General features: G+C 71.7%; 15 protein-coding genes. 5 read left to right on the top strand and 10 right to left on the bottom strand.

The window, feature by feature from the left end; translation table 11 throughout:
* Positions 1–30: 30 nt before the first annotated feature.
* The 6 genes from E2C06_RS12625 to E2C06_RS12600 all read right to left on the bottom strand — a co-directional run bounded on the left by E2C06_RS12625 (position 31) and on the right by E2C06_RS12600 (position 8,669).
* Complete coding sequence (locus tag E2C06_RS12625; protein WP_133288964.1) at positions 31–999, bottom strand: tripartite tricarboxylate transporter substrate binding protein; 969 nt, start codon at positions 997–999, stop codon at positions 31–33.
* A 376-nt stretch (positions 1,000–1,375) separates the two neighbouring features.
* Positions 1,376–2,362 carry a tripartite tricarboxylate transporter substrate binding protein gene (locus tag E2C06_RS12620; RefSeq protein WP_133288963.1) on the bottom strand — a complete coding sequence of 329 codons (987 nt, stop codon included), beginning with the start codon at positions 2,360–2,362 and terminating at the stop codon, positions 1,376–1,378.
* A gap of 120 nt (positions 2,363–2,482) precedes the next feature.
* On the bottom strand, positions 2,483–4,795 hold the full coding sequence (locus tag E2C06_RS12615) for an LPS-assembly protein LptD (RefSeq protein WP_241671242.1): 2,313 nt from the start codon (positions 4,793–4,795) through the stop codon (positions 2,483–2,485).
* Positions 4,792–5,916: an LPS export ABC transporter permease LptG gene (gene lptG / locus E2C06_RS12610; protein WP_133288962.1), complete on the bottom strand. Its 1,125-nt coding sequence runs from the start codon at positions 5,914–5,916 to the stop codon at positions 4,792–4,794. Before lptG ends, E2C06_RS12615 begins: the two co-directional genes overlap by 4 nt.
* Complete coding sequence (gene lptF, locus E2C06_RS12605) at positions 5,913–7,100, bottom strand: LPS export ABC transporter permease LptF (RefSeq protein WP_133288961.1); 1,188 nt, start codon at positions 7,098–7,100, stop codon at positions 5,913–5,915. The genes lptG and lptF overlap by 4 nt, the downstream gene beginning before the upstream one ends.
* A gap of 129 nt (positions 7,101–7,229) precedes the next feature.
* Complete coding sequence (locus E2C06_RS12600; protein ID WP_133288960.1) at positions 7,230–8,669, bottom strand: FAD-binding oxidoreductase; 1,440 nt, start codon at positions 8,667–8,669, stop codon at positions 7,230–7,232.
* Positions 8,670–8,756: 87 nt separating this feature from the next.
* Here E2C06_RS12600 and E2C06_RS12595 point away from each other — a divergent pair, with 87 nt between their 5' ends.
* From E2C06_RS12595 to E2C06_RS12585, 3 genes are all read left to right on the top strand, one after another.
* Complete coding sequence (locus E2C06_RS12595; protein ID WP_133288959.1) at positions 8,757–9,128, top strand: DUF2946 family protein; 372 nt, start codon at positions 8,757–8,759, stop codon at positions 9,126–9,128.
* Between the two features lie 55 nt (positions 9,129–9,183).
* The gene (locus tag E2C06_RS12590; RefSeq protein WP_133288958.1) at positions 9,184–11,253 is read left to right on the top strand and encodes a TonB-dependent receptor family protein; all 2,070 of its coding nucleotides are present in this window, start codon (positions 9,184–9,186) and stop codon (positions 11,251–11,253) included.
* 139 nt (positions 11,254–11,392) lie between these two features.
* A complete protein-coding gene (locus tag E2C06_RS12585) occupies positions 11,393–12,706 on the top strand; it encodes a CitMHS family transporter (protein ID WP_133288957.1) in 1,314 nt (437 codons plus the stop codon).
* Between the two features lie 142 nt (positions 12,707–12,848).
* On the opposite strand, the gene E2C06_RS12580 is transcribed toward E2C06_RS12585, so the two are convergent.
* The 4 genes from E2C06_RS12580 to E2C06_RS12565 form a co-directional block, all read right to left on the bottom strand.
* Positions 12,849–13,373: a chromate transporter gene (locus tag E2C06_RS12580; RefSeq protein WP_133288956.1), complete on the bottom strand. Its 525-nt coding sequence runs from the start codon at positions 13,371–13,373 to the stop codon at positions 12,849–12,851.
* Complete coding sequence (locus E2C06_RS12575; protein WP_165982358.1) at positions 13,370–13,951, bottom strand: chromate transporter; 582 nt, start codon at positions 13,949–13,951, stop codon at positions 13,370–13,372. The genes E2C06_RS12580 and E2C06_RS12575 overlap by 4 nt, the downstream gene beginning before the upstream one ends.
* Before the next feature lie 78 nt (positions 13,952–14,029).
* A complete protein-coding gene (locus E2C06_RS12570) occupies positions 14,030–14,638 on the bottom strand; it encodes an HdeD family acid-resistance protein (RefSeq protein WP_165982357.1) in 609 nt (202 codons plus the stop codon).
* 102 nt (positions 14,639–14,740) lie between these two features.
* The gene (locus E2C06_RS12565; protein WP_133288953.1) at positions 14,741–15,994 is read right to left on the bottom strand and encodes a cation:proton antiporter; all 1,254 of its coding nucleotides are present in this window, start codon (positions 15,992–15,994) and stop codon (positions 14,741–14,743) included.
* Positions 15,995–16,290: 296 nt separating this feature from the next.
* On the opposite strand from E2C06_RS12565, the gene E2C06_RS12560 reads away from it, so the two are divergent.
* Positions 16,291–17,010 (top strand): response regulator transcription factor, encoded by a 720-nt coding sequence (locus E2C06_RS12560; protein ID WP_133288952.1) that lies wholly within the window; start codon positions 16,291–16,293, stop codon positions 17,008–17,010.
* A 162-nt stretch (positions 17,011–17,172) separates the two neighbouring features.
* Positions 17,173–21,216 (top strand): PAS-domain containing protein, encoded by a 4,044-nt coding sequence (locus E2C06_RS12555; RefSeq protein ID WP_133288951.1) that lies wholly within the window; start codon positions 17,173–17,175, stop codon positions 21,214–21,216.
* Positions 21,217–21,264: the final 48 nt, after the last annotated feature.

The following is a 21,264-nucleotide window of genomic DNA, read 5'->3' as shown; positions in this document are numbered from 1 at the left end:
GCGCCTGCCGCACCCGCCGGCGCCAGCGCCTCAGTTCAGCTTGAGCCCGAGCCGCTGGATCATCGCCCGGTCCTCCTCGACCTGCTGGCGGACGAAGGCCCGGTAGTCGGCGGTATTCTTGTACATCAGCGGCATGTCGAATCGGTCCAGCACCGCGAGATGCGCCGGGTCGTCCAGCGCCTCCTTGAAGGCGTCGTGGATCACCCGCACCACGCCGGCATCCATCCCCTTCGGCCCGCCGATCCCGTAGGGCGAGGCGCTGACGATATCGATGCCGACCTCGCGCAGGGTCGGCGCGGCGGGGAAGCGCTTGGCGCGCTGCTCGCCCCAGGTGACCAGCAGGCGGCACTTGCCGTCCTCGACCAGCTGCGACCAGCCGCTGCTGTCGGCAAGGACGTCGGTGGTGCCGCCGAGCAGCGCGTTCATGTTCTCGGCAAAGCCGCGGAAGGGGACATGGGTCCAGTCGAGCCCGCGCTCGGCGGCGATGCGCTCCATCGTCAGGTGCAGCGAGGTGCCGATGCCCGGCGTGCCGTAATTGATCTTCCCCGGATTGCGCTTCGCGTCGTCCAGCAGTTCCGGAAAGGTCTTCCAGGGCGCGTCGGCGCGGACCACCACGCCGAAGAGATAGCCGCAGAGATGCACGATATAGGTGAAGTCGTTGACCGGATCGTACATCGGCCGGCTCGACATCAGCGGCGTGCGGAAGACGCTGACCGGCATCTGCCCGAGCGTATAGCCGTCCGGCTTGTCGGTCAGCATGGCCTGGGCGCCGAGGATGCCGCCGGCGCCGGACTTGTTGTCGATCACGATCGGCTGGCCGATGCGGCGGGCGGCGGCGTCGCAGAGCGCCCGCATCTCGACGTCGGTGGTGCCGCCGGCGCCCCAGGGGACGTACATGCGGATCGGCCGGGTCGGGAAGGCCGGCTGGGCGAGCGCCGGCGCGGCGAGCGTCGCGGCGCCGAGCGCCAGCGCGGCACGGCGGCCGATGGAATGGGTCATGGCGGTATCCTCTCCCGGTGCTGCGGCGCGGGTCGGGGCAGCGTGCGGACGGGCGTAAACACCCGCATGCGTGACGCTGCCCCGGATACGATGCGCGGCAGGGGTGCCGCCTGCGCGGCGTGGTGCGGCACCGCCTGTAGCCGAGGCGACGCGACGCGCCAACCGGGGGTAGCGGCAGCGGCAGCGGCGTCGCGCAGGCTTGTGACCTAGCGGCGCGGCCGCCAGCCGCCCATACCCGCCGCACCAGGTTCCGGCCTGCGGCCCGGAGGGCCGAGGCGCCGAATGGCGCCCGCCGCCGGTGCGGCGAAGCCAAGCCGCGCGGAGGCGCGGCGCCCGGCGTCCGAGGGGCACGAAGGTGGAACCTTCGTGCTGAGTATCAGTCGATCCGCAGCCCGAGCTTGCGGATGATCGCCGCCTCCTCCCCGGCGATCCGGCGGGCGAAGGCGGCGTAGTCCTCGGGCCCCATGTAGCGCAGCGGCATGTCGTAGCGCTCGAGCGTCGCCAGGTGCTGCGGGTCGAACAGCGCCTCTTTGAAGGCGTCGTGCAGCACCCTCACCACGCCGGGATCCATCCCCTTCGGGCCGGCCAGGCCATAGGGGCTGTCGGCGACGATATCGATGCCGACCTCGCGCAGGGTCGGCACATCAGGGAAGCGCTTCGTCCGCTCGGCGGTCCAGACCACCAGCAGCCGCAGCTTGCCGTCATCGACCAGCGGGGCCCAGCCGGTGCTGTCGGTATTCACCGTGGTCGCGCCGGACAGCACCGCCTGGATGTTGTCGGCACCGCCCTTGAAAGGCACGTGCAGCCACTCGATGCCGAGCTGCTCGGCGATGCGCTCCATCGTGATGTGCAGCGTGCTGCCGACGCCGGGCGTGCCGTAGGTGACCTTGCCCGGGTTGGCGCGCGCGTAGGCGACGAACTCCTGCCAGGTCTTCCAGGGCTGGTCGGCCCGCACCACCACGCCGAAGGTGTAGCCGGTCAGGTGGATGATCCAGCTGAAGTCGGCCAGCGGGTCGAAGGTCGGCCGGCGCGACATCGCGGGCAGGCGGAAGACGCTGATCGGCATCTGCCCGACGAGGTAGCCGTCGCCGCTGCGTTCCTGCGCCATCATCAGCGCGCCGAGCGTGCCGGTGGCGCCGGCCTTGTTCTCGACCAGCACGGTCTGGCCGAGCTTGCGGGTGGCCAGGTCGGACAGCACCCGCAACTCGGTGTCGGAGGAGCCGCCGGGCAGCCAGGGGACGATCATGCGGATCGGCCGGCTGGGGAAGCCGGCCTGCGCCAGGGCGGGCGTGGCAAGGGCCGAGGTGGCGAGCGTGGCGGCGCCGAGCGCGAGCGCGCCGCGGCGGCCGATGGTCGAACTCATTCTGCGGTTCCTCCGGTCTTTGGCCGGAGACTGCGCAACCCCGCGGGGATGCGCAACCGCCCAGGCCTGGCCGATACAGCGATCCACGTCCCGGTTGTCTCCATCCGGGACGGGCGCAGGCTATAGCGCCCGGAAGAAGTACTCGCCCAGCGTCTTGAAGCCGATCCGGAACAGCAGGATCGTGTTGGCCGGATAGAGCGTCTGCGTGGTCGGGTCCTGGGCGAAGCGCTTGATGAATCGGCCCTCGATGATGAAGCACTCGTCCTCGTAGCCGGCGAAGCCCTGCACCAGCACCGCGCGGCCGAGCGCGAGGTCGTACTTGCCGGAAAAGCCGGCGCGCCAGTACTCGTTGATCTTGCCGGCGATGCCGGCCGAGACCTCGTCGCGCGAGCGGGACGGCACCAGGTAGGGCAGCGGCACCGAATAGAGATAGCCGGCCGAGACCGTCACCCCACCGACGGTGACGTTCGCCACCGTGTCGGCCAGCTTGCGCTGGAAGATCTGCTCGCCGTCGGTGCGGACGCGGCCGATGGTCTCCAGCCAGGGGACCGGCGCCACCCGCAGCCGCGCGACATAGTCCGAGGCGCGGCGGTCGAGGCCAGAGCCGGCATAGGGGTTGGCGTCCTTGAAATCGTCGTCGAACCTGAAGGAGCGCCCGACCAGCCCCTCCACCTGGCCGCCATTGGGGAAGTCCCAGGCGGCACGCATCGCAGTATCGACGCGGCTGCCGCCTTCCTGCCGGTCGCGCCCGGTGAAGCGGTTCAACGCAAAGAGGTTCGCATCGGTGAACTCGAAGTCGATGCTGTCCTCGTTCGGCACGCTGCGCTGCGGCCCCATGCGCGGGCCGGTGACGAACTGCACGCGCGGCTCGATCGTCTGGCTGCCGTAGTCGCCGGCGTAGCGGATGAAGGGCATGCGCCAGTCGACCGCGGCGCGGATGTTGCCGACGCCGCGCGTGCCGTTGGCGTCCGGCAGGTTGGTCGGCGGCTCCTGCTGCCCCTTGGCATTGTATCCGATCGCCGTCGCGTCGGCCTTGAAGGTCCAGAGGCCGCCCATGGGGTCGACCTCCGGCCGCTCCCAGCGGGCACGCGTCGCCAGGCGTTGCGACTGGCTGCCGATGTCGCGGTAGATGCCGAGCAGCCCGGCATCCAGCGTCAGGTTGCCGCCGAGCACCTTCTCGCGCGGCGCGCGCTCGGCATAGATGTTCGGCAGGACATAGGGCACCTGCCGGGTGTCGTCCGAGGTGCGGAGGCCCTGATAGGCCCGCGCATCCATCCGCACGTAGCCCTCGGTGTCCCAGAAGCCCTCGGTATAGACCTGGCTGGTCAGCACCCGGCGGTATTCGTAGCGGAAGGTGCGCAGGTAGATCTCGGACGTCGCGCGGTTCAGGTCGAAGCCGGCGCGCCAGTTCTCATCCACCGTGAAGCGGCCCTTCAGGAAGATGTGGCCGGCGAACTCCTCCTTCCCCCCGGTGTCCTTGCCGTTCAGGCCGCCGATCGAGGCGCTGCCGAGAATCTCGCCGGAGTTGAACAGCTTGCGGTATTCGAGGCCAAGATTCGGATACTGCCGGGAGGAAACGATCGGGGTGATCGTCAGGTCGGAGGTCTGGTCGATCGCCCAGAAATACGGCGTCTCGAAGAAGCCGCCGAGGAAGCGGGTATAGCCGAAGGTCGGGAACAGGAAGCCCGAGGCCCGCGGGGTCGAGGGATCGGGGTGCGAGAGATAGGGCGTGTAGAGCACGGGGATGCCGAACATCCGCACTGTGGCGTCGCGGTAGGAGATCCGCAGCGCGTCCTTGTCCTGCGTCGCCCGCCGCGCCTGCACGGTCCAGAGCGGCGCCGCGGTCGGGTCGTCCTTGCAGAGGTCGCAGGAGGTATAGACCACGCGCGACAGCTCATTCACCGTGCCGCCGGTGCGCTGGGCGCCGTTCGCCGCCATCTTGCCGTTGGCCGCCAGCAACGCGCGTACGCCTTCCAGCACGCCGTCGCGGAAGCGGTCCTTCAGCTCGGCCCGGTCGGCGAACAGCACGCTGCCGTCCGGCTCCATGAGCTGGACGTTGCCGGTCGCGGTGGCGATGCCGGTGTTGCGGTCGTAGGTGAACTGGTCGGCGCGCAGCAGCCGCTCGCCCTGCCAGGCCTCGACCTTGCCGCGCGCGGTGACCAGCCCCTTCTCGCGGTCGTACTCGACCTCGTCGGCGGTGAAGGTGACGGGGGCATTCGGGTCCTGCTGCGGCCCGCCGCCGCCCAGCCCGGCAAAGGGGGCGACGCGCTGGGCGCCGCCGGCCGCGCCGCCGCCGGGCGCGAGGTTGCCGCCGAGCGGCGTCGGGTCGCGCGGGGTCACGCTCGGCGCATCCATCTGCGCCGCGGCCAGGCCCGGAAGGCCCGCGAGGAACAGCACACGGATGCCGCGGGCGGCAATGCGGGCGAGGCTCATCCGTCCTCCAGATGCAGGAGCAATGCAAGCGCCAGCAGCAATCCGGCGATGGTCGGCGCCCAGGCGGCGAGCTCGACCGGCAGGGTGCCCGCCTCGCCGAACTCGCTGGTGATTTTGTCTAGCACGAAGAGCGCGAAGCCGGCGGCGACGCCGGCGCCGATCATCTGCGCGACGCCGCCGCGGCGGGAGGTGCGCATCGAGAACCCGGCCGAGAGCAGCGCCATGGCGGCGGCCAGCACCGGCAGGGCCAGCAGGCTCTGGAAGTGCAGCTGGTGCCGCACCGCGGAGAAGCCGGCGGCTTCCAGCACCGCGATGAAGCCGGGCAGCGCCCAGAAGGACAGCGTGTCGGGCGAGGCGAAGCTGTTCTCGATCCGGTCGGGCGTGAGGTCGGTGGGGAAGTAGACCAGCGCGCGCGGCCCGGCGCTGCGGTCGGCATTGAAGGTGACGCTGTCCTCCAGCGCCCAGCGGCCGGGCAGCAGCCGGGCGCGCGGCGCCTCGATCCGCGCCAGCGGCCGGTCGTTGGCGGCCAGCCGCCAAAGGCTGACATCGGTCAGGGTGAAGTCGCCCGGCTTCGCCCCGGGCTTCGCCGCCAGCGGGCGGCCGGACAGGATGGCGACGCCCTGCGGGTCGAGCTCGCGGTCCGCCTGGCGCAGCCAGAGCCTGCCGCCGGCAATGGCGGTGAGGCCCGCGCTAGCGCGGAGATAGGCATAGTCCAGCCGCTCGGCGCGGGCGAGCATGACGGAGGACAGCGGCGAGACCGCGACGGTACCGAGCACGCCGAACAGCAGCGCGACGACCAGCGGCCCCGACAGGAAGCCCCAGGCGGAGATGCCGGCGGCGCGGGCCACCACCAGCTCCGAGGAGCGGGTCAGCCGCCAGAAGGCGAGAATGCCGCCCAGCAGGATGGCGAAGGGCAGGATCTGCAGCGCGACGAAGGGCAGCCGCAGCCCGGCGATGGTGGCAACCAGGGCGAAGCCGGCATCGGCCCGGGTCGCGGCGCGGCGCAGCAGCTCGATGAAGTCGAACAGCGCCACCAGCAGGGTCAGCCCGGCCAGCATGGCGAAGGTCGCCGCCAGGAAGCGTCGCGCGACATAGAGCGTGAGCGTGGTGGCAAGGGTCATGCCGGATTCGCCGGACCGAGCTGGGGCGGCCTGGGCCGGCGCCATTGCGGCAGGCCGGGCAGGCCGCTGATCGCCCAGGCGGCGACCAGGCCGGGGACCAGCGCATTCACCCAGATCAGCGGGATCATGGCATTCTGCCGCGCCGCCAGATTGTTGGTCATCAGCCCGATCGCGAGCAGCGCGACCACCACCAGGATGCCGGTGAAGAGCCGCAGCCCGCCGCCATGCCGGCGGAATTGCCCGGTCAGCGCGGTGGCCAGCGCCACCAGCCCGAAGCCGACGGCGTTCAGCGGCGAGGCCAGGCGCTGATGCGCCTCCGCCTTGAAGCGGCGCAGGTCGCGGTCGGGGACATGGTCGGCCGGGTCGGGGTGCAGCAGCTCGTCGATGGTGCGCTCCTGCGCGTTGCGGTAGCGCTCGCCGCCCTCGCCGGTCGCGCCGCGGCTGGTGCGGGCCAGGTCGATGCTGTTCTCGGTGAAGGACAGCACCGAGAGCCGGGTGCTGGCCGGGGTGCCGGGCGGGCTGCCGGCCGGCGCGGGGACGCGTTCCACCTGCTGCCGCTCGCCGTTCTCGAGCGTGACGCGCGGGCCGTTGGGGCCCGGAGTGATGCGGCCGGCCTCGGCCAGGATGGTGACCGGGGCGCCGCGTTCCCGCGCGTCATGCACCAGGATGCCGCGCAGCGTGCCGTCGCGGTCGCGGTAGCGGGCATAGACGGTCAGGTCGTCGCCGACCGAGCTGAACACCCCTTCCTGCACCAGGATGGCGGCGAGCTGGTTGCGGATCTCGTATTGCCAGGCGCGGAAGGCGGCCTGGCTGGCCGGGACCAGCCAGAGGTTGAGCGCGTAGCAGGTGAGAACTGCGAGGCCCGCCAGGGCGAGCGCCGGCCGGGCCAGCCGCCATTGCGAGATCCCGGCGGCGCGCATCACCACCAGTTCGCGGTCGGCCGAGAGGCGGACATAGACGAAGAGGATCACCACGAAGGTGGTGATGGGCAGGATGACGGCGAAGAAGCTCGGCAGCAGCAGGCCAGTCAACTCGATAAAAACCAGGAACGAGAGCCCGCGGTCGAGCACCAGCTCGATGAACCGGAGCGACTGGGTGAGCCAGACCAGCGCCGCGAGCCCGATGGTCACGGCGAGGAGGGCGGCGGCCAGCTGGCGGAAGATGTAACTGTCGAGCCGGGTCATGAGGTCGCGCGCACCCTAGCGGCGGCGGTGGCATGGGGAAAGCGCAAGCAAGGGGGATGTTGCGCCGAGGCCGCAGGTGTGGCCGAAGCGCCGGGCCCGGGCCGCGGCGGCAGCCGGGCGGTACCGCCGCTAGGGCAGCACCTTTCCCGGGTTCATCAGGCCCTGCGGGTCGACCGCCGCCTTGATCCGCTGCATCAGGTCCAACTCCGCCCCGCCGCGCCAATCCGCCATCATGTCGGTCTTGAGCCGGCCGATCCCGTGCTCGGCCGAGAAGCTGCCGCCGAGGTCGCGCACCACCTCGTTCACCGTCTCCATGATGTCGTGGCTGCGGGCCAGGAAGGCGGCCCCGTCCATGCCGACCGGCTGTTCCAGGTTCATGTGGATGTTGCCGTCGCCGAGATGGCCGAAGGGCACCGGGCGGATGCCGGGGATCAGCCGGGCGCAGGCTTCCGACGACCGCCGGATCAGCTCCGGGGTTTTGCTCACCGGAACGGAGACGTCGTTCTTCACGCTGGCGCCCTCGCGCTTCTGCGCCTCCGGGTGCTCCTCGCGGATCCGCCAGAGGGCGGCGCGCTGCGCCTCGCTCTCGCCGATTGCGGCGTCGAGCACCTCGCCCGCCTCCATCGCCTCCTCGAGCACCGCCTCGAGCAGGGCGCGCAGCCCCGTGTTTCCTCCCTCGGGGGGCCGGGAGGAGGCGAGGTCGACCAGCACGTAATGGGCATGGCCGGGTAGCGGGACGTTGCCGCCCTCGATATGCTTCGCGTAGAAGCCGACGCCCTCGCCCGACATGTATTCGAAGGCCCGAACCGCGCCCTCGTCGCGGTCGCGGAAGCGGCGGAACAGCGCCAGCGCGGCCTCTTCGTCCCGCACCGCGCAGAAGCCGACCTCCGATTCGCGGGCGCGGGGAAAGAGCCGCAGCACGGCCGCGGTGATGAAGCCGAGCGTCCCCTCGGCGCCGACGAAAAGGTGCCGCAGCGCGTAGCCGGTATTGTCCTTCCGGAGCCGCCGCAGGCCGTTCCAGACCTGGCCGTCCGGCAGCACCACCTCGAGCCCCAGCATCAGGTCGCGGGCATTGCCGTAGCGCACCGTGGTGTTGCCGCCGGCATTGGTCGAGAGCACGCCGCCGACCGTCGCCGTCCCCTCGGCGCCCAGCGAAAGCGGGAAGAGGCACCCGGCGCCGGCCGCGGCATCCTGCGCCGCCTTCAGCACCAGGCCGGCCTCGGCCGTCATGGTCATGTCGAGCGGGTCGATGTCGCGGATCCGGTTCAGCCGGGCGAGCGAGACAACGACCTGCCGGCCGCCCTCGTCCGGCGTCGCGCCGCCGACCATCGAGGTATTGCCGCCCTGCGGCACCAGCGGGGTGCCGGCGGCGGCGCAAAGCCTCACCGCCTCGGCCAGCTCGGCGACCGAGCCGGGGCGGACGACGCAAGGGGTCCGGCCGCGGTACAGCGCGCGCCAGTCGGCCAGGTGCGGCTCAAGGTCGGCGGGGTCGGTCAGCAGCCCGCGCGGGCCGAGCAGGGCGGCGAGGCGGTCGAGGAGAGGGGCGGGCAGCGGCTGGTCGTCGGGCATGGCCGGACAGTCCTGCGGATGCCGGCGCCGGTCAATTGCCATCGCGGCAGGGGTGACTTGCGCCGCCCGATCCGGCATAGCCGCGCAATGGTCCGTCGCGCGCCAACCCTCAGGGTCGTGCTCGCCCTGCTGCTGTCGCTGCAGTGGGGGACGGCCTTCGCGCATTGCCTTGCTCCCCTGGCGACCGGCGGCGGCGGCCATTCCATCGAGATCTGCGGCGCCGAGGGCCTCCGCACCCTGGTGATCGGCGAGGACGGCCAGCCCCGCGCGCCGGCTCCCGCGGCGCATGACAGCTGCCCGCTCTGCCCCGGCAGCGCCGCCCCGGGGCCGGAGGCGCCGAGGGTCGCCGCCACCGCCTTCCGCTACTTCGCCGCGGACCGCACGGCCAGGGTCGCCGGCCTGCCGCCCTCCCCCGCCCGCGCCCCGCCGCAACAACCGCGCGCGCCGCCCATCGCCTGACGCCACGCCTGCCACGCCGCGCCGCGGCCTGGCTTACCGTCGTCAGGAGATCGCCATGCCAGTCCAAACGCGCGCCCCCGGCGGGGCGCTGCTGCTCGCCCTGCTGCCGGCCACGGTGCTGGCCCAGGGGACGGGCCAGGAGCCGGTCACCACGCTGCCGGAACTGGAGGTGGTCGGACGGGCGCCGGGATCGCTCACCGCCCCCTCCGTCGCCGAGCAGCGGAAGCAGGTGGAGCAGACGCCCGCCGCTGCCCGCTTCATCGAGGCGGAGGAGTTCCGGAACCGCCGCGCCTTCACCCTGCGCGACGTGCTGTCCGATACGCCCGGCCTCTTCGTGCAGGACCGCTACGGGCAGGAGCTGCGGCTCTCCGTCCGCGGCTCCGGCATCGCCCGCGGCTTCCATCTGCGGGGGCTCGAGGTGCTGCAGGACGGCATCCCGGTGAACCTGGCCGACGGCAGCGGCGACTTCTACCAGATCGACCCGCTGGCGCTGCGCAGCGCCGCGGTCTTCCCCGGCGGCAATGCGCTGGCCTATGGCGCCTCCACCCTCGGCGGCGCGATCAACTTCACCACCCCGACCGCCCATACCGCCGAGGCGCCGAACATCCTCCGCGCCGAGGCTGGGGTCTGGGGGACCTGGCGGCTCTCCGGCCAGGTCTCGCGGATCCTCGGCGAGGCCGACGCGCTGGCCAACTTCTCCCATTTCTCGACCGATGGCTGGCGCCAGCACAGCCGCGGCAGCTACGACCAGTTCAACGCGAATGTCGGCTACCGCATCTCCGACACCGTCGAGACGCGCTTCTATGCCGGCATCTACGGCACGCGGCAGCTGCTGCCCGGCGCCTTGACGCTAGGCCAGGCGCTGAACACGCCCCGCATCGCCAATGCGCAGGCGCTCTCGGGCAACCAGGCGCGCAACGTCCAGGTCGAGCGCTTCGCCAACCGCACCACGGTCCGGCTGGATGCGGGGCAGCTCGACCTCGACAGCTGGGTGATCCACAAGTCGCTCTACCACCCGATCTTCCAGGTGCTCGACCAGGACGGGCTGACCTGGGGGATCGCGCCGCGCTGGACCCAGGCCTTCACGGTCGGCGGGTTGAGGAACGACCTGGTGGTCGGCGGCCGCTACTTCGCCGGCACCAACGACGCGCTGCAATACGTCAACAACCGCGGCTCGCGCGGCGCGCTGACCGCGAACGGCGTGCAGCGGGCGCAGAACTACGAGGCCTTCCTCGAGAACCGGCTCTGGGTGCTGCCCGGCCTCGCCCTGGTCGCCGGCGCGAAGGCGCTGCGGAACGAGCGCGACTACGAGAACCGGCTGACCAACCAGCAGTACAGCCGCACCTATGACGGGCTGAACCCGAAGCTCGGCCTGCTCTGGCAGCCGCGGCCGGAGGTGCAGGCCTTCGCCAACATCACCCGCAGCCAGGACGTGCCCGACTTTTCCGACCAGCTGCAGACGGTCAACAACCAACCGCTCTGGGTACCCCTGCAGGCGCAGCGGGCTTGGACGGTCGAGCTCGGCACCCGCGGCCGCTTCGAGCGCGGCAGCTGGGACGCGACGCTGTTCCGCAGCAACCTGCGCGGGCAGTTGCTGCAATACACGGTCAATCCCTCGATCCCCGCCAGCACCTTCAACGCCGGCACAACGGTGAACCAGGGGATCGAGTTGGCCGGGCGCTACGACCTGTGGCAGGGGCTGCTGGCGGCGGGGGATCGCCTCACCCTCGGCCAGGTCTGGACCTTCAACGACTTCCGCTTCCGCGCCGACCGCCAGTATGGCGACAACCGCATTGCCGGCCTGCCGCCGCACGTGCTGCGGACCACCCTCGCCTATGCGCAGCCCGACCGCTTCTTCGTGCGGCCGGCACTGGACTGGGTGCCGCAGGGCGCCTGGGCGGACTATGCCAATACCCTCCGCGCCAACAGCTACATCAAGCTGGGGCTGGAAGCGGGGGTGACGGTCGGGCCGGGCGTCTCGGTCTTCCTCGACGCGCGGAACCTGACGAACAAGCGCTACGTCTCCGACCTCGGCACCATCACCGATGCCAGCAAGGTCTCGACCGCGGTCTTCTATCCCGGCGAGGGGCGGAGCCTGTATCTCGGCACCCGGATCGCGTTCTGAAACGAAGGCGGCATCTTGTGGCGACCGGGGGGGTTCGCTAGGCAAAAGCACAAGGGCCGGCCGCCGCGCCGGACCCAAGGGCAATGCCCCGCCTGGCCGCCATGCGGTCCATTCGCATGGCGGCGGCCGGGGAGGATGCATGCTGACACTGCTCGCCTATGGCATGGTGCTGGTCTTCATGACGCTGATCATGACGGACCGGCTCTCGGCGCTGTTGGCGCTGATCCTGGTGCCGATCGCCTTTGCCCTGATCGGCGGCTTCGGCGGCACCATGGGGCCGATGATGATCGCCGGCATCCGCAACCTGGCGCCGACCGGCGTGCTGCTGCTGTTCGCCATCCTGTACTTCGGCATCATGATCGATGCCGGGCTGTTCGACCCGGTGGCGCGCACCGTGCTGCGGCTGGTGAAGGGCGACCCGGTGCGGATCATGATCGGCACCACGGTGCTGGCCTCCGTCGTCTCGCTCGATGGCGACAGCTCGACTTCCTACATCATCACCACCACGGCCATGCTGCCGCTGTTCCGCCGACTGGGGATGAACCCGCTCTACGCCGCCTGCGTCATCATGCTGGCCGCCGGCAACATGAACCTGACGCCCTGGGGCGGCCCGACCGCGCGCGCCGCCAGCGCGCTGCATGTTGACGTCAACGCGCTCTTCGTCCCGCTGATCCCGACCATGGTCGCCTGCCTCGGCTTCGCCGTCTTCGTCGCCTGGGTGCTCGGCCGGCGGGAACGCGCGCGGATCGGCGTGGTCGTTCTGCCGGGGCTCGACGACGTCGCCACCCCGCTCGGCGGCACGGTCGACACGGTGGCGCCGCTGCCGCCGGAGCGTCGGCCGCACCTGCTCTACGTGAACCTCGGCCTGACCGTGGCACTGATGGCCTGCCTGCTGCTCGGCGTGCTGCCGCTGCCGGTGCTCTTCATGATCGGCTTCGCCATCGCCATGGTCATCAACTATCCCGACCTGGCGGAGCAGAAGCGCCGCATCGCCGCGCATGCACCGAACGTGCTGGCCGTCGTCTCGCTCATCTTCGCGGCCGGCATCTTCACCGGCATCCTGTCCGGCACCGGCATGGTGGATGCGATGGCGAAAAGCGTCACCGCCATCATCCCGGAGGGCGCCGGGCAGTTCATCCCGCTGATCACCGCGCTGGTCAGCCTGCCCTTCACCTTCCTGATCTCGAACGACGCCTTCTACTTCGGCATCCTGCCGATCCTGGCCGAGGCCGGCGCCGCCTATGGCCACAGCGCCGAGGCGATCGGCCGCGCCTCGCTCGTCGGGCAGCAGGTCCACCTGCTGAGCCCGCTGGTGGCCTCCACCTACCTGCTGGTCGGGCTCTGCGAGATCGACTTCGGCGCGCACCAGCGCTTCACCCTGCCATGGGCGCTCGGCATGGCGGCGGTGATGCTGGCAGCGGGGGTGCTGGTCGGGGCGATCCCGCTGTTCTGAGGACAAGGAGGATCGGGGACAAGGTATTCTCCCCGAACCCCTCATCCGTTTCCATGAGCCCGCATTCGCTGCGCGGCGGACGCCCGGCCCGCGGAAGGGACGGTAGGAGTTCGGGCAGGGACTACTCTTTCCCTCCCTGACTTCAGCGCAGCAGGATCGACCCCAGCACGCCGCCGCCGACCAGCACCCAGAGCGGGCTGAAATTCGTCCGCCACACGAACACGCTCGACACCGCCACCACCAAAAGCGGCAGCAGGCCGAACTGGCTCGAGGCCTCGGCCATCACCAGCCCGGCCGCCAGCAGCAGCCCGACCGCGATCGGCACGAGGCCCCCCTGGGCCGGCTTCAGCCAGGGCGCGCCGCGCAGCCGGTGGGTCAGCCCCGCCACGCCCCAGGCCAGCACGGCCGCCGGCAGCAGCATGCCCACGGTCGCCATCGCCATCCCGCCCCAGGACCCGATCCGCCAGCCCATCACGCTGGCGACCAGGATGTTCGGCCCCGGCGCCACCTGGGCCAGCGCATAGAGCTGGGCGAAGGACGCGTCGTCCAGCCAGCCGCGCAGCTCGACCAGCTGCCGGTGCATCTCCGGCAGCACGGCATTGGCGCCGCCGACCGCGACCAGCGACAGGATGGAGAAGGTGGCCAGGATCTGCAGCAGCAGGGTCATCGGGCGGTCTCGCTGCGCAGGATCAGCCCGGCCCGCCAGAGCGAGGCGGCGATCGACGGCGGCGCCAGCGCCAGCACGATGAGCGGCAGCGGCAGCCGCAGCCAGGCCGCGGCGAAGGCGGCCAGGATCAGCAGCACGATCGCCTCCGGCGCGAGCTTCAGCTTGCCGACCATCTTGAAGGCCGTGCCGATCACCATGCCGGCGGCTGCCGCGGCGATGCCCGCCATGGCCGGCGCCACCGCGGGCAGCTGGCCGTAGCGGTCGTAGAGCAGGCAGAGCGCGATCAGGATCACCAGCGGCGCGCAATAGATCCCGGCGGTCGCCAGCAGCGCGCCGGGCAGGCCGTGGAAGCGCCGGCCGATCATCACCGCGGCATTGCCGACATTCGGCCCCGGCAGCACCTGGCCGAGGCCGAGCACCTCGGCATATTCGCGCTCGGTCAGCCAGCGCCGCTCCTCGACGATGACGCGGCGCGCCCAGGCGGCGACGCCGCCGAAGCCGAAGAGGCCGATCTTCAGGTAGCCGAGGAAGAGGTCGCGGCGGCTGGGGACGAGCGTGGGCAGTGGGGATTCGGGCAAAACGATCTCTCCGACGTGCCCGCATGCTCGCCGGAAAGCCCCGGGGCGGCAACGCCCCGGGCCACCATGGGCATCGCCTTAGCCGCGCCCCATCGCCGGCCCGTGCGGGTCGTTCGCCACCCGCCGCAACCGCCAACCGAGGCCGATCATCAGCCCGCCCGCCACCATCGCCTCGATGCCGACGATCCAGATCAGCGCCAGCAGGCCCGGCCCCGGGTTCAGCAGCAGCCAGGTGCCGAAGAACACCGTGATGGCGCCGAACAGCCCCATGATGATGCTGCCGAGCCGGAAGGCCATGATAAGCCGGAAGACGCCGATCGCGATGCTCCAGAAGCTGGCGACATAGACCAGCGTCAGCGCCGAAAGCCCTGGCGCCAGCAGCAGGATGGCGGCGGCGGCGAGCGAGACGAGGCCGTCCACCCAGAACCAGACGCCGTGCCGCTCCGGTGGGCCCTTCACCGCCTGGTAGAGCGTCGAGGCGCCGTCGATCGCCATCCAGGCCGCCAGCATGCCGAGGATGAAGGCGAGGCTGAGGCCCGGCGCCAGGAAGGCGACCAGGCCGAACAGGATCGCCACCACCCCGCGCAACACGAAGACCCACCAGCCCCGCGCCATCAGGCGGACCAGCGGGAAATGCCCGGTGAGGCTCGGCGAGAGGTTGGGCGACGGCGATTGGGTGCCGGACATGCGCGGCTCTCCTCTGCTGTGCATCCTAGCTAGGCACGCCGCTGCCGGGGCGCCAAGCGCCAGCGGGTGACGCTCGCGTGCACCCGCCATTTTGCCGCTCCCTCAGGTCCGCACCAGCGGCAGCACGCCTTGCCGCCGCCGCTTGGCATCGAGCAGCCGCATCGCCGGCGTCACCGTTACCCCGTGCAGCGCGATCGAGACCAGCACCGTCAGGCCGAGCACCGCCCAGAGCTGCTCGCCATGGCCGAAGGGCGCCTGGTTCAGCGCATAGGCCAGGTAGTAGAAGCTGCCGAGGCCGCGGATGCCGAAGAAGCCGATCGCCGCGCGCTCGTCCCATGGCGCCGCGACGCCGAGCAGCGAGACCAGCCCGGCCAGCGGCCGCACCACGAACAGGAAGACCAGCGTCGCCAGCACGCCCCACCAGTCCAGCGGGTCGAGCAGCCCGCCGGCCAGCGCGCCGCCGAACAGCACCAGCAGCACCATCATCAGCAGCCGCTCGGTCTGCTCGGCGAAGTCGTGCAGCCGGTCGTGGTAGCGATTGTGCCGCTCGGCCGACCGCAGCCTGAGCGCGGCGACGAAGACCGCGAGGAAGCCGTAGCCGTGCACCAGCTCGGTCACGCCATAGGCGAGGAAGGTGACGCCGAGCGCCACGAACCCGTCCCCCGTGCGCGACAGCCGGGCCCGGTTCGGCATGTGGAAGGACAGCCAGCCGAGTGCCGAGCCCACTGCCCAGCCGGCCGCGATCCCGGCGCCGAGCTTCCAGGCCACGTCGACCGCGGCCCATTCCCAGGCCCAGTCGCCGACCAGCGCGTCGTTCAGCGCCAGCGCGATGGCGAGGTTGACGAAGGGAAAGGCGAGCCCGTCGTTCAGCCCGGCCTCGGCGGTCAGGGTGAAGCGGACCTCGTCCTCCTCGCCCGAGCGCGGCGGGCCGACCTGGACATCGGCGGCCAGCACCGGGTCGGTCGGCGCCAGCGCCGCCCCCAACAGCAGCGCCGCGGCCGGGCCGAGCCCGAGCAGCCAATGCGCGACCAGCCCGATCCCGGCGATCGAGAGCGGCATGGCGAAGCCCAGCAGCCGCCAGGTCAGCATCCAGGACCGCCAGGCCAGGCGCCGATCGAGCTTCAGCCCGGCGCTGGTCAACGCCACGATAACCACAAGCTCCGTGAGGCGTTCGGTCACGGCGGGGTAGTGGAGGGGATGCGGGGTGTCACCGGCCGAGAGGCTGAAGGCGGCGAAGCCGAATGCGACACAGAACATCGGCAGCGACAGCGGCAGTTCCTTCAGCGCCATGGGCAACCAGGCGACGAGCAGGATCAGCGCGCCGGTGCCGGCGAGCAGGACGATATAGGGATCCATGGGGTGGGTGGGGTCCGCTGGTGATGCCGCAATGCAACGCCGGCCGGACCAGGTGGTCGCTGCCGCGACTTCGCCGCTTTGCCGCCTTCTGGGCTCCGCAGACGGCGACAATACTTCACTTGTCTAAACAAACAGGCTGTGTGATTCCGCACATCATCGTGTTGCCAAAGGGCGGATTATTCCTTGGCACATCGCACATAAAATCGCGTATCCAATCTCACAGGTTGAGCATCGGTGCTGCATTTTAGCCTCAGCATCCGGTCCTCGCGGTACGCGCAACACAAGGAGAGAGCCAAATGACCCTCGCCCGTCCCATCCTGATCATCGAGGACGATGCCGACCTGCGCGCCACGCTTGCGGAGCAGATCGCCCAGGACGGCGAGTTCATCGCCGACGAGGCCTGCGACGCAGCGGAAGCGGCAAGCAAGCTGGCCGAAAATGATTCTCGTTACGATGCAATCCTGCTTGATGTCGGCCTGCCCGACGCCGATGGGCGGGAATTCTGCGCCCGGCTCCGGCGCGACGGCCGCAAGATGCCGGTGATCATGCTGACCGGCGCGGATGCCGAATCCGACGTCGTCCGCGGCCTCGACAGCGGCGCGAACGACTACATCGCCAAGCCCTTCCGCCTGCCGGAGCTGCTGGCCCGGCTGCGCGCCCAGCTGCGCGTCTTCGACAACTCGGAGGACGCCAGCTTCACCATCGGCCACTACCTGTTCCGCCCGGCGGTCCGCCTGCTGCTCGACCCCGGCAAGAACCGCAAGGTCCGGCTGACCGACAAGGAATGCCGGATCCTGAAGTACCTGCTGCGGGCCAATGCCGCGCCGGTGAACCGGGCGACGCTGCTGGCCGATGTCTGGGGCTTCAACAGCGGCGTCACCACCCACACGCTGGAAACCCACATCTACCGCCTGCGGCAGAAGATGGAGGCGGATCCGGCCAACCCGCAGTTGCTACTGACCGACCGCGGTGCCTACCGGCTGGAGCCGCGGATGCCGGAACGGCTGGCGGCCTGACCGGGGCCGCTCCGGGCCGGGCGGGCGGGGGGCCATCCCCTCGCCCGTTCTGGTTAGGAAGACATGACACCAACGTGATACACGCACCCTCCTGGCAGCCTGGCGGGAGGGCATCTCGGCATAGATCTCGACCACCCGGCCGGTCATGTCCGGAGACAGGGATTGCAGGCTGAGGCGGAAGTTCAGGTAGGCCGGCCCGCGCGCTGGCTGGACAGGGCCGGGCTGGGCCTCGCCGCCCTGCTCGTCGCCACGGTCTGGCTGCTGGTCGGGCTCGGCATCCGCGCCGAATTCCGCCGCGCTGCCGACCAGGCGGCGGAGTCCGGCGCCATCCTCGCCCGCACCTTGGAAGCCGAGATCGCCGGCCGGCTCCGCACGATCGAGACCATCCTGCGCTACGGTGCGGCGCTGCAGGCCCGCGACCCCGCCGGCTTCACCGTGCGCGACTGGATCGGCATCGATCCCCCCGCCGACCTCGTCCAGGCGGCGATCATCGGCCCCGACGGCTTCGTCCACAGCATCCTCGACGGCGTGCTGCCCGCGCCGGTGGACCTGCGGGACCGGCCCTACGTCGCCGCCATCCTCGGCAACCCGGCGCAGGACCGGCTGCAGATCAGCGCGCCGCTGACCGACAGGGTCAGCGACCGGCCCACCATCAACCTCGCCCGCCCGCTGCGCGACGCCGGCGGGGCCCTCGCCGGGATCATCATGCTGGCGGTCGACGCCGACAGCTTCTCCCGGCTCTACCGGCGGCTGGATCTGCAGGGCGGCACCGTCGGCCTGGTCGGCGACGACGGCATCATCCGCGCCCGGGTGCCGGGGCCAGACAACCTGCTGGGGCTACGCCTGCCGGACGCCACCATCGAGAAGATCCGCGCCACGACGGGAGAGGCGCATTGGCGCGACCGCAGCGTGGTGGACGGAATCGACCGCTTCTTCCTCTATCGCCGGGTGCAGGGCTATCCGCTGGTCGTCACCATCGGCACCGATGCCGATGTCGCCCTCGCCCTGGCGCGGCGCGACCGGGCCAAGCTGCTGGCGGTGGGCGGGGTGGTGACGCTGCTGATCCTCGGCGCCTGCCTGGGCGTCGCGCATGTGCGGCGGCGCGACCGGCGGGCGCGGGCGCAACTCGAAGCCGTGGTCGCGCATGTCGGCCAGGGCATCATGATGATCGACCCGCAGCGCCGGCTGGCGGTGGTGAACCGGCGGGCGATCGAGTTGCTGGGCCTGCCGCCCGGGCTCGCCGTGCCCGGCACCCCGATCTCGTCCGTCGTCGCCTGGCAGGAGGCGACGGGCGAGTTCGGCGGCGGCCCGGCGCCGCATGTCCATGTGGACAGTTCCGGCGGGCCGGACCGGCCGCCGGTGGTGACGCTGCGCGCCCGGCCGGACGGCACCGAGCTCGAGATTCGCACCGCCCATGCGGCGGATGGCAGCCATGTGCGGACCTTCACCGACGTCACCGCGCCGCGCCGCGCCGCCGCCGCCATCGCCGTGGCGCGCGACCAGGCCCTGGCGGCCGAGGCGGCACTGGCGGCGGCGCTCGAGAACGTGCCGCATGGCGTGATGCTGGTCGGGCCCGACGACCGCATCCTGCTCTGCAACCAAGCGGCGATCGACTTGGCCGGCGTGCCGCCGGACCTCGCCCGGCCCGGCACCCCGATCGCCCGGCTGATCGAGCACCAGGTCGCCGCCGGCGAGATCGAGCCGATCGAGGGGCCGATCCCCGAGGCCTGGGCGGCGATGCGCGCCCAGGGCCTCGACGGGCGGGTCTACCAGCGGGTCAAGCCCGATGGCCGGGTGATCGAGGTCCGCTCCAACTTCCTCGCCGATGGGCGCTTCATCCGCACCTATACCGACGTCACCGCGCACCACGCCGCGCTGCGGGCGGAGGCGGCGGCGCGCGACCAGGCCCAGGCGGCGCAGGCCGCCCTGGCCGCCGCCTTCGAGAACGTGCCGCACGGCGTGCTGCTGATCGGTGCCGACCAGCGCGTGCAGGTCATCAACGCCAATGCCGTCCGGCTGATCGACCTGCCGCCGGACCTGGCCCAGCCGGGCGCCGCCATCCAGGACATCCTGGCCTTCCAGCTCGAACGCGGGGATTTCGCCACGACGCCAGCCGTGGCGGCGGCCGCCCGCGCCACGCTGGCGGGGCCGGAGCCGCCGCTCGCCGACTACGAACGGCGGCTGCGCGACGGCCGCGTGATGGACGTGCGGACCACGCATCTGCCGGATGGCCGGGTGCTCCGCACTTTCACCGACGTCACCGCCCGTCACCAGGCGCTGCAGGCCGAGGCGGCGGCGCGGGCCGCGCTGGTCGCCGCCTTCGAGAATGCCCCGCTCGGCATCCTGCTGGTCGACGCGGCGCAGCAGGTGGAGTTCATCAACGGCATGGCGGTCGACCTGCTCGACCTGCCGCCCGACCTGGCCCGGCCGGGCACGCCGGCCCTCGACATCGTCCGGCTGCAGCTCGCGCGCGACGACCTGGCCGCGGTGCCGGACATCCTGGCCGAGGCGGCCGCCGCGGCCGCGACGGCGCCGGAGCCGGAGGCGCGCGAGGCCTACGAGCGTCCCACCCGCGACGGGCGGATGATGGAGGTGCGGACCCGGCTCCTGCCCGATGGCCGGACCATCCGCACCTATGCCGACGTCACCGGGCGGCACGCCGCGCTGGCGGCGCAGGAAGCCGCCCGCGCTGCCCTGTCCGCCGCCTTCGAGAACGCCCCGCTCGGCATCGCGCTGGTCGATGCGGATGGCCGGGTCGAGGTGGTCAACAGCCTGACCGGCGCGTTGCTCGACCTGCCGCCCGAACTGACGCGGCCGGGGACGGCGATCCGCGAGATCCTGCGCTTCCAGCAGGAGCGCGGCGACTTCGCCGCGGCGCCAGAGGCCCTGCCGCTGGCGGGCGCCGGCCTCGTGCGCGGAGCGGCCGAGCACCCGCCCTATGTCCGCGCGACCCGGGACGGCCGGATGCTGGAGGTGCGGGTCCGCTTCCTCGAGGACGGCCGCTCGGTCCGCACCTTCACCGATGTCACGGCGCGGCATGCCGTGCTGCAGGCGCAGGAGGCCGCCCGTCTGGCGGCGGAGGCGGCATTGCGGAGCCGCACCGAATTCCTCGCCATCGTCAGCCACGAATTGCGCACCCCGCTGAATGCGGTGATCGGCCTGTCCGACGTGCTGCTGCTGCACGAGCCGCGGCCGGACCAGGTCGAGGACCTGCGGATGGTGCGCGAATCCGGCCGCCAGCTGCTCGGCCTGGTCGACGACATCCTCGACGTCTCCCGGCTCGAACGCGGCCGGGTCACCCTGCGAGAGGTGGTCTTCGACCCGCGGGAGACGCTGCGTGCCATGGCCTGGCAGGTCGCGCCGCGCGCCCGGGCCAAGGGGCTCGACTTCGTGCTCGAGCTCGACTCCGGACTGCCGGAGGCGGTGCTGGGCGACGAGGACCGGCTGCGCCAGGTGCTGCTGAAGCTGCTGGACAATGCGCTGAAATTCACCCCCTCCGGCCGCATCGCCCTGGGCGCCGTGGCCATCGCCGGGTCGGCGGAGACGGGTGCGGGGGCGGCAGGCGGCTGGCAGCTGGCCATCACCATCGCCGATACCGGCATCGGCATCACGCCGGAGGCCGGGGCGCGGCTCTTCGAGCCCTTCACTCAGGGCGACAGCTCGACCGCCCGGCAATTCGGCGGGCTCGGGCTCGGGCTCGCGGTCTGCCGGCTGCTGCTGGAGAGCATGGGCGGCAGCATCGCGGTCGAAAGCGCGGCGGGCGCCGGCAGCATCTTCCGCGTGGCGCTGCCGCTGCGCGCCGTGCCGGAGGGGCCTTCCGCCGCGCCGGCCACACCGCTGCGGGTGCTGGTGGCCGAGGACATCGCGGCGAACCGGGCGGTGGCGGTGGCCCTGCTGCAGCGGCTGGGACACCGGCCGGAGGCGGTGGAGGACGGCGCCGCGGCGGTCGCCGCGATGCGCGACCGGGCCTACGACCTGGTGCTGATGGACATCATGATGCCGGGGATGGATGGCATCGCCGCCACCCGGGCGATCCGCGCCCTGCCCGGCCCGGCGGCGCGGGTGCCGATCATCGCGGTGACCGCCGATGCCTCGCCGGAAGCCGAGGCGAAATGCCGCGCCGCCGGAATGGACCGGTTCGAGGCCAAGCCGCTGCAGACCGAAAGGCTGCGCACGGCGATCGCTGCGGTGATGGCCCGGCCGTGATGGCGGCGCGGTAGCGGACGAGCGGGCGGCCCCGGCGGGCCAGCCTCG

Source organism: Dankookia rubra (assembly GCF_004355005.1).
Taxonomy (GTDB): domain Bacteria; phylum Pseudomonadota; class Alphaproteobacteria; order Acetobacterales; family Acetobacteraceae; genus Paracraurococcus; species Paracraurococcus ruber_A.
Note: the sequence above shows the minus strand (reverse complement) of the source record. Positions and strands in the feature narration are given on the sequence as shown.

What these genes read in the sequence shown, in the direction of transcription:
- E2C06_RS12625 (WP_133288964.1), bottom strand. Translation starts at nt 999, where the DNA reads ATGACCCATTCCATCGGCCGCCGTGCCGCGCTGGCGCTCGGCGCCGCG.
- E2C06_RS12620 (WP_133288963.1), bottom strand. Translation starts at nt 2,362, where the DNA reads ATGAGTTCGACCATCGGCCGCCGCGGCGCGCTCGCGCTCGGCGCCGCC.
- E2C06_RS12615 (WP_241671242.1), bottom strand. Translation starts at nt 4,795, where the DNA reads ATGAGCCTCGCCCGCATTGCCGCCCGCGGCATCCGTGTGCTGTTCCTC.
- lptG (WP_133288962.1), bottom strand. Translation starts at nt 5,916, where the DNA reads ATGACCCTTGCCACCACGCTCACGCTCTATGTCGCGCGACGCTTCCTG.
- lptF (WP_133288961.1), bottom strand. Translation starts at nt 7,100, where the DNA reads ATGACCCGGCTCGACAGTTACATCTTCCGCCAGCTGGCCGCCGCCCTC.
- E2C06_RS12600 (WP_133288960.1), bottom strand. Translation starts at nt 8,669, where the DNA reads ATGCCCGACGACCAGCCGCTGCCCGCCCCTCTCCTCGACCGCCTCGCC.
- E2C06_RS12595 (WP_133288959.1), top strand. Translation starts at nt 8,757, where the DNA reads ATGGTCCGTCGCGCGCCAACCCTCAGGGTCGTGCTCGCCCTGCTGCTG.
- E2C06_RS12590 (WP_133288958.1), top strand. Translation starts at nt 9,184, where the DNA reads ATGCCAGTCCAAACGCGCGCCCCCGGCGGGGCGCTGCTGCTCGCCCTG.
- E2C06_RS12585 (WP_133288957.1), top strand. Translation starts at nt 11,393, where the DNA reads ATGCTGACACTGCTCGCCTATGGCATGGTGCTGGTCTTCATGACGCTG.
- E2C06_RS12580 (WP_133288956.1), bottom strand. Translation starts at nt 13,373, where the DNA reads ATGACCCTGCTGCTGCAGATCCTGGCCACCTTCTCCATCCTGTCGCTG.
- E2C06_RS12570 (WP_165982357.1), bottom strand. Translation starts at nt 14,638, where the DNA reads ATGTCCGGCACCCAATCGCCGTCGCCCAACCTCTCGCCGAGCCTCACC.
- E2C06_RS12565 (WP_133288953.1), bottom strand. Translation starts at nt 15,994, where the DNA reads ATGGATCCCTATATCGTCCTGCTCGCCGGCACCGGCGCGCTGATCCTG.
- E2C06_RS12560 (WP_133288952.1), top strand. Translation starts at nt 16,291, where the DNA reads ATGACCCTCGCCCGTCCCATCCTGATCATCGAGGACGATGCCGACCTG.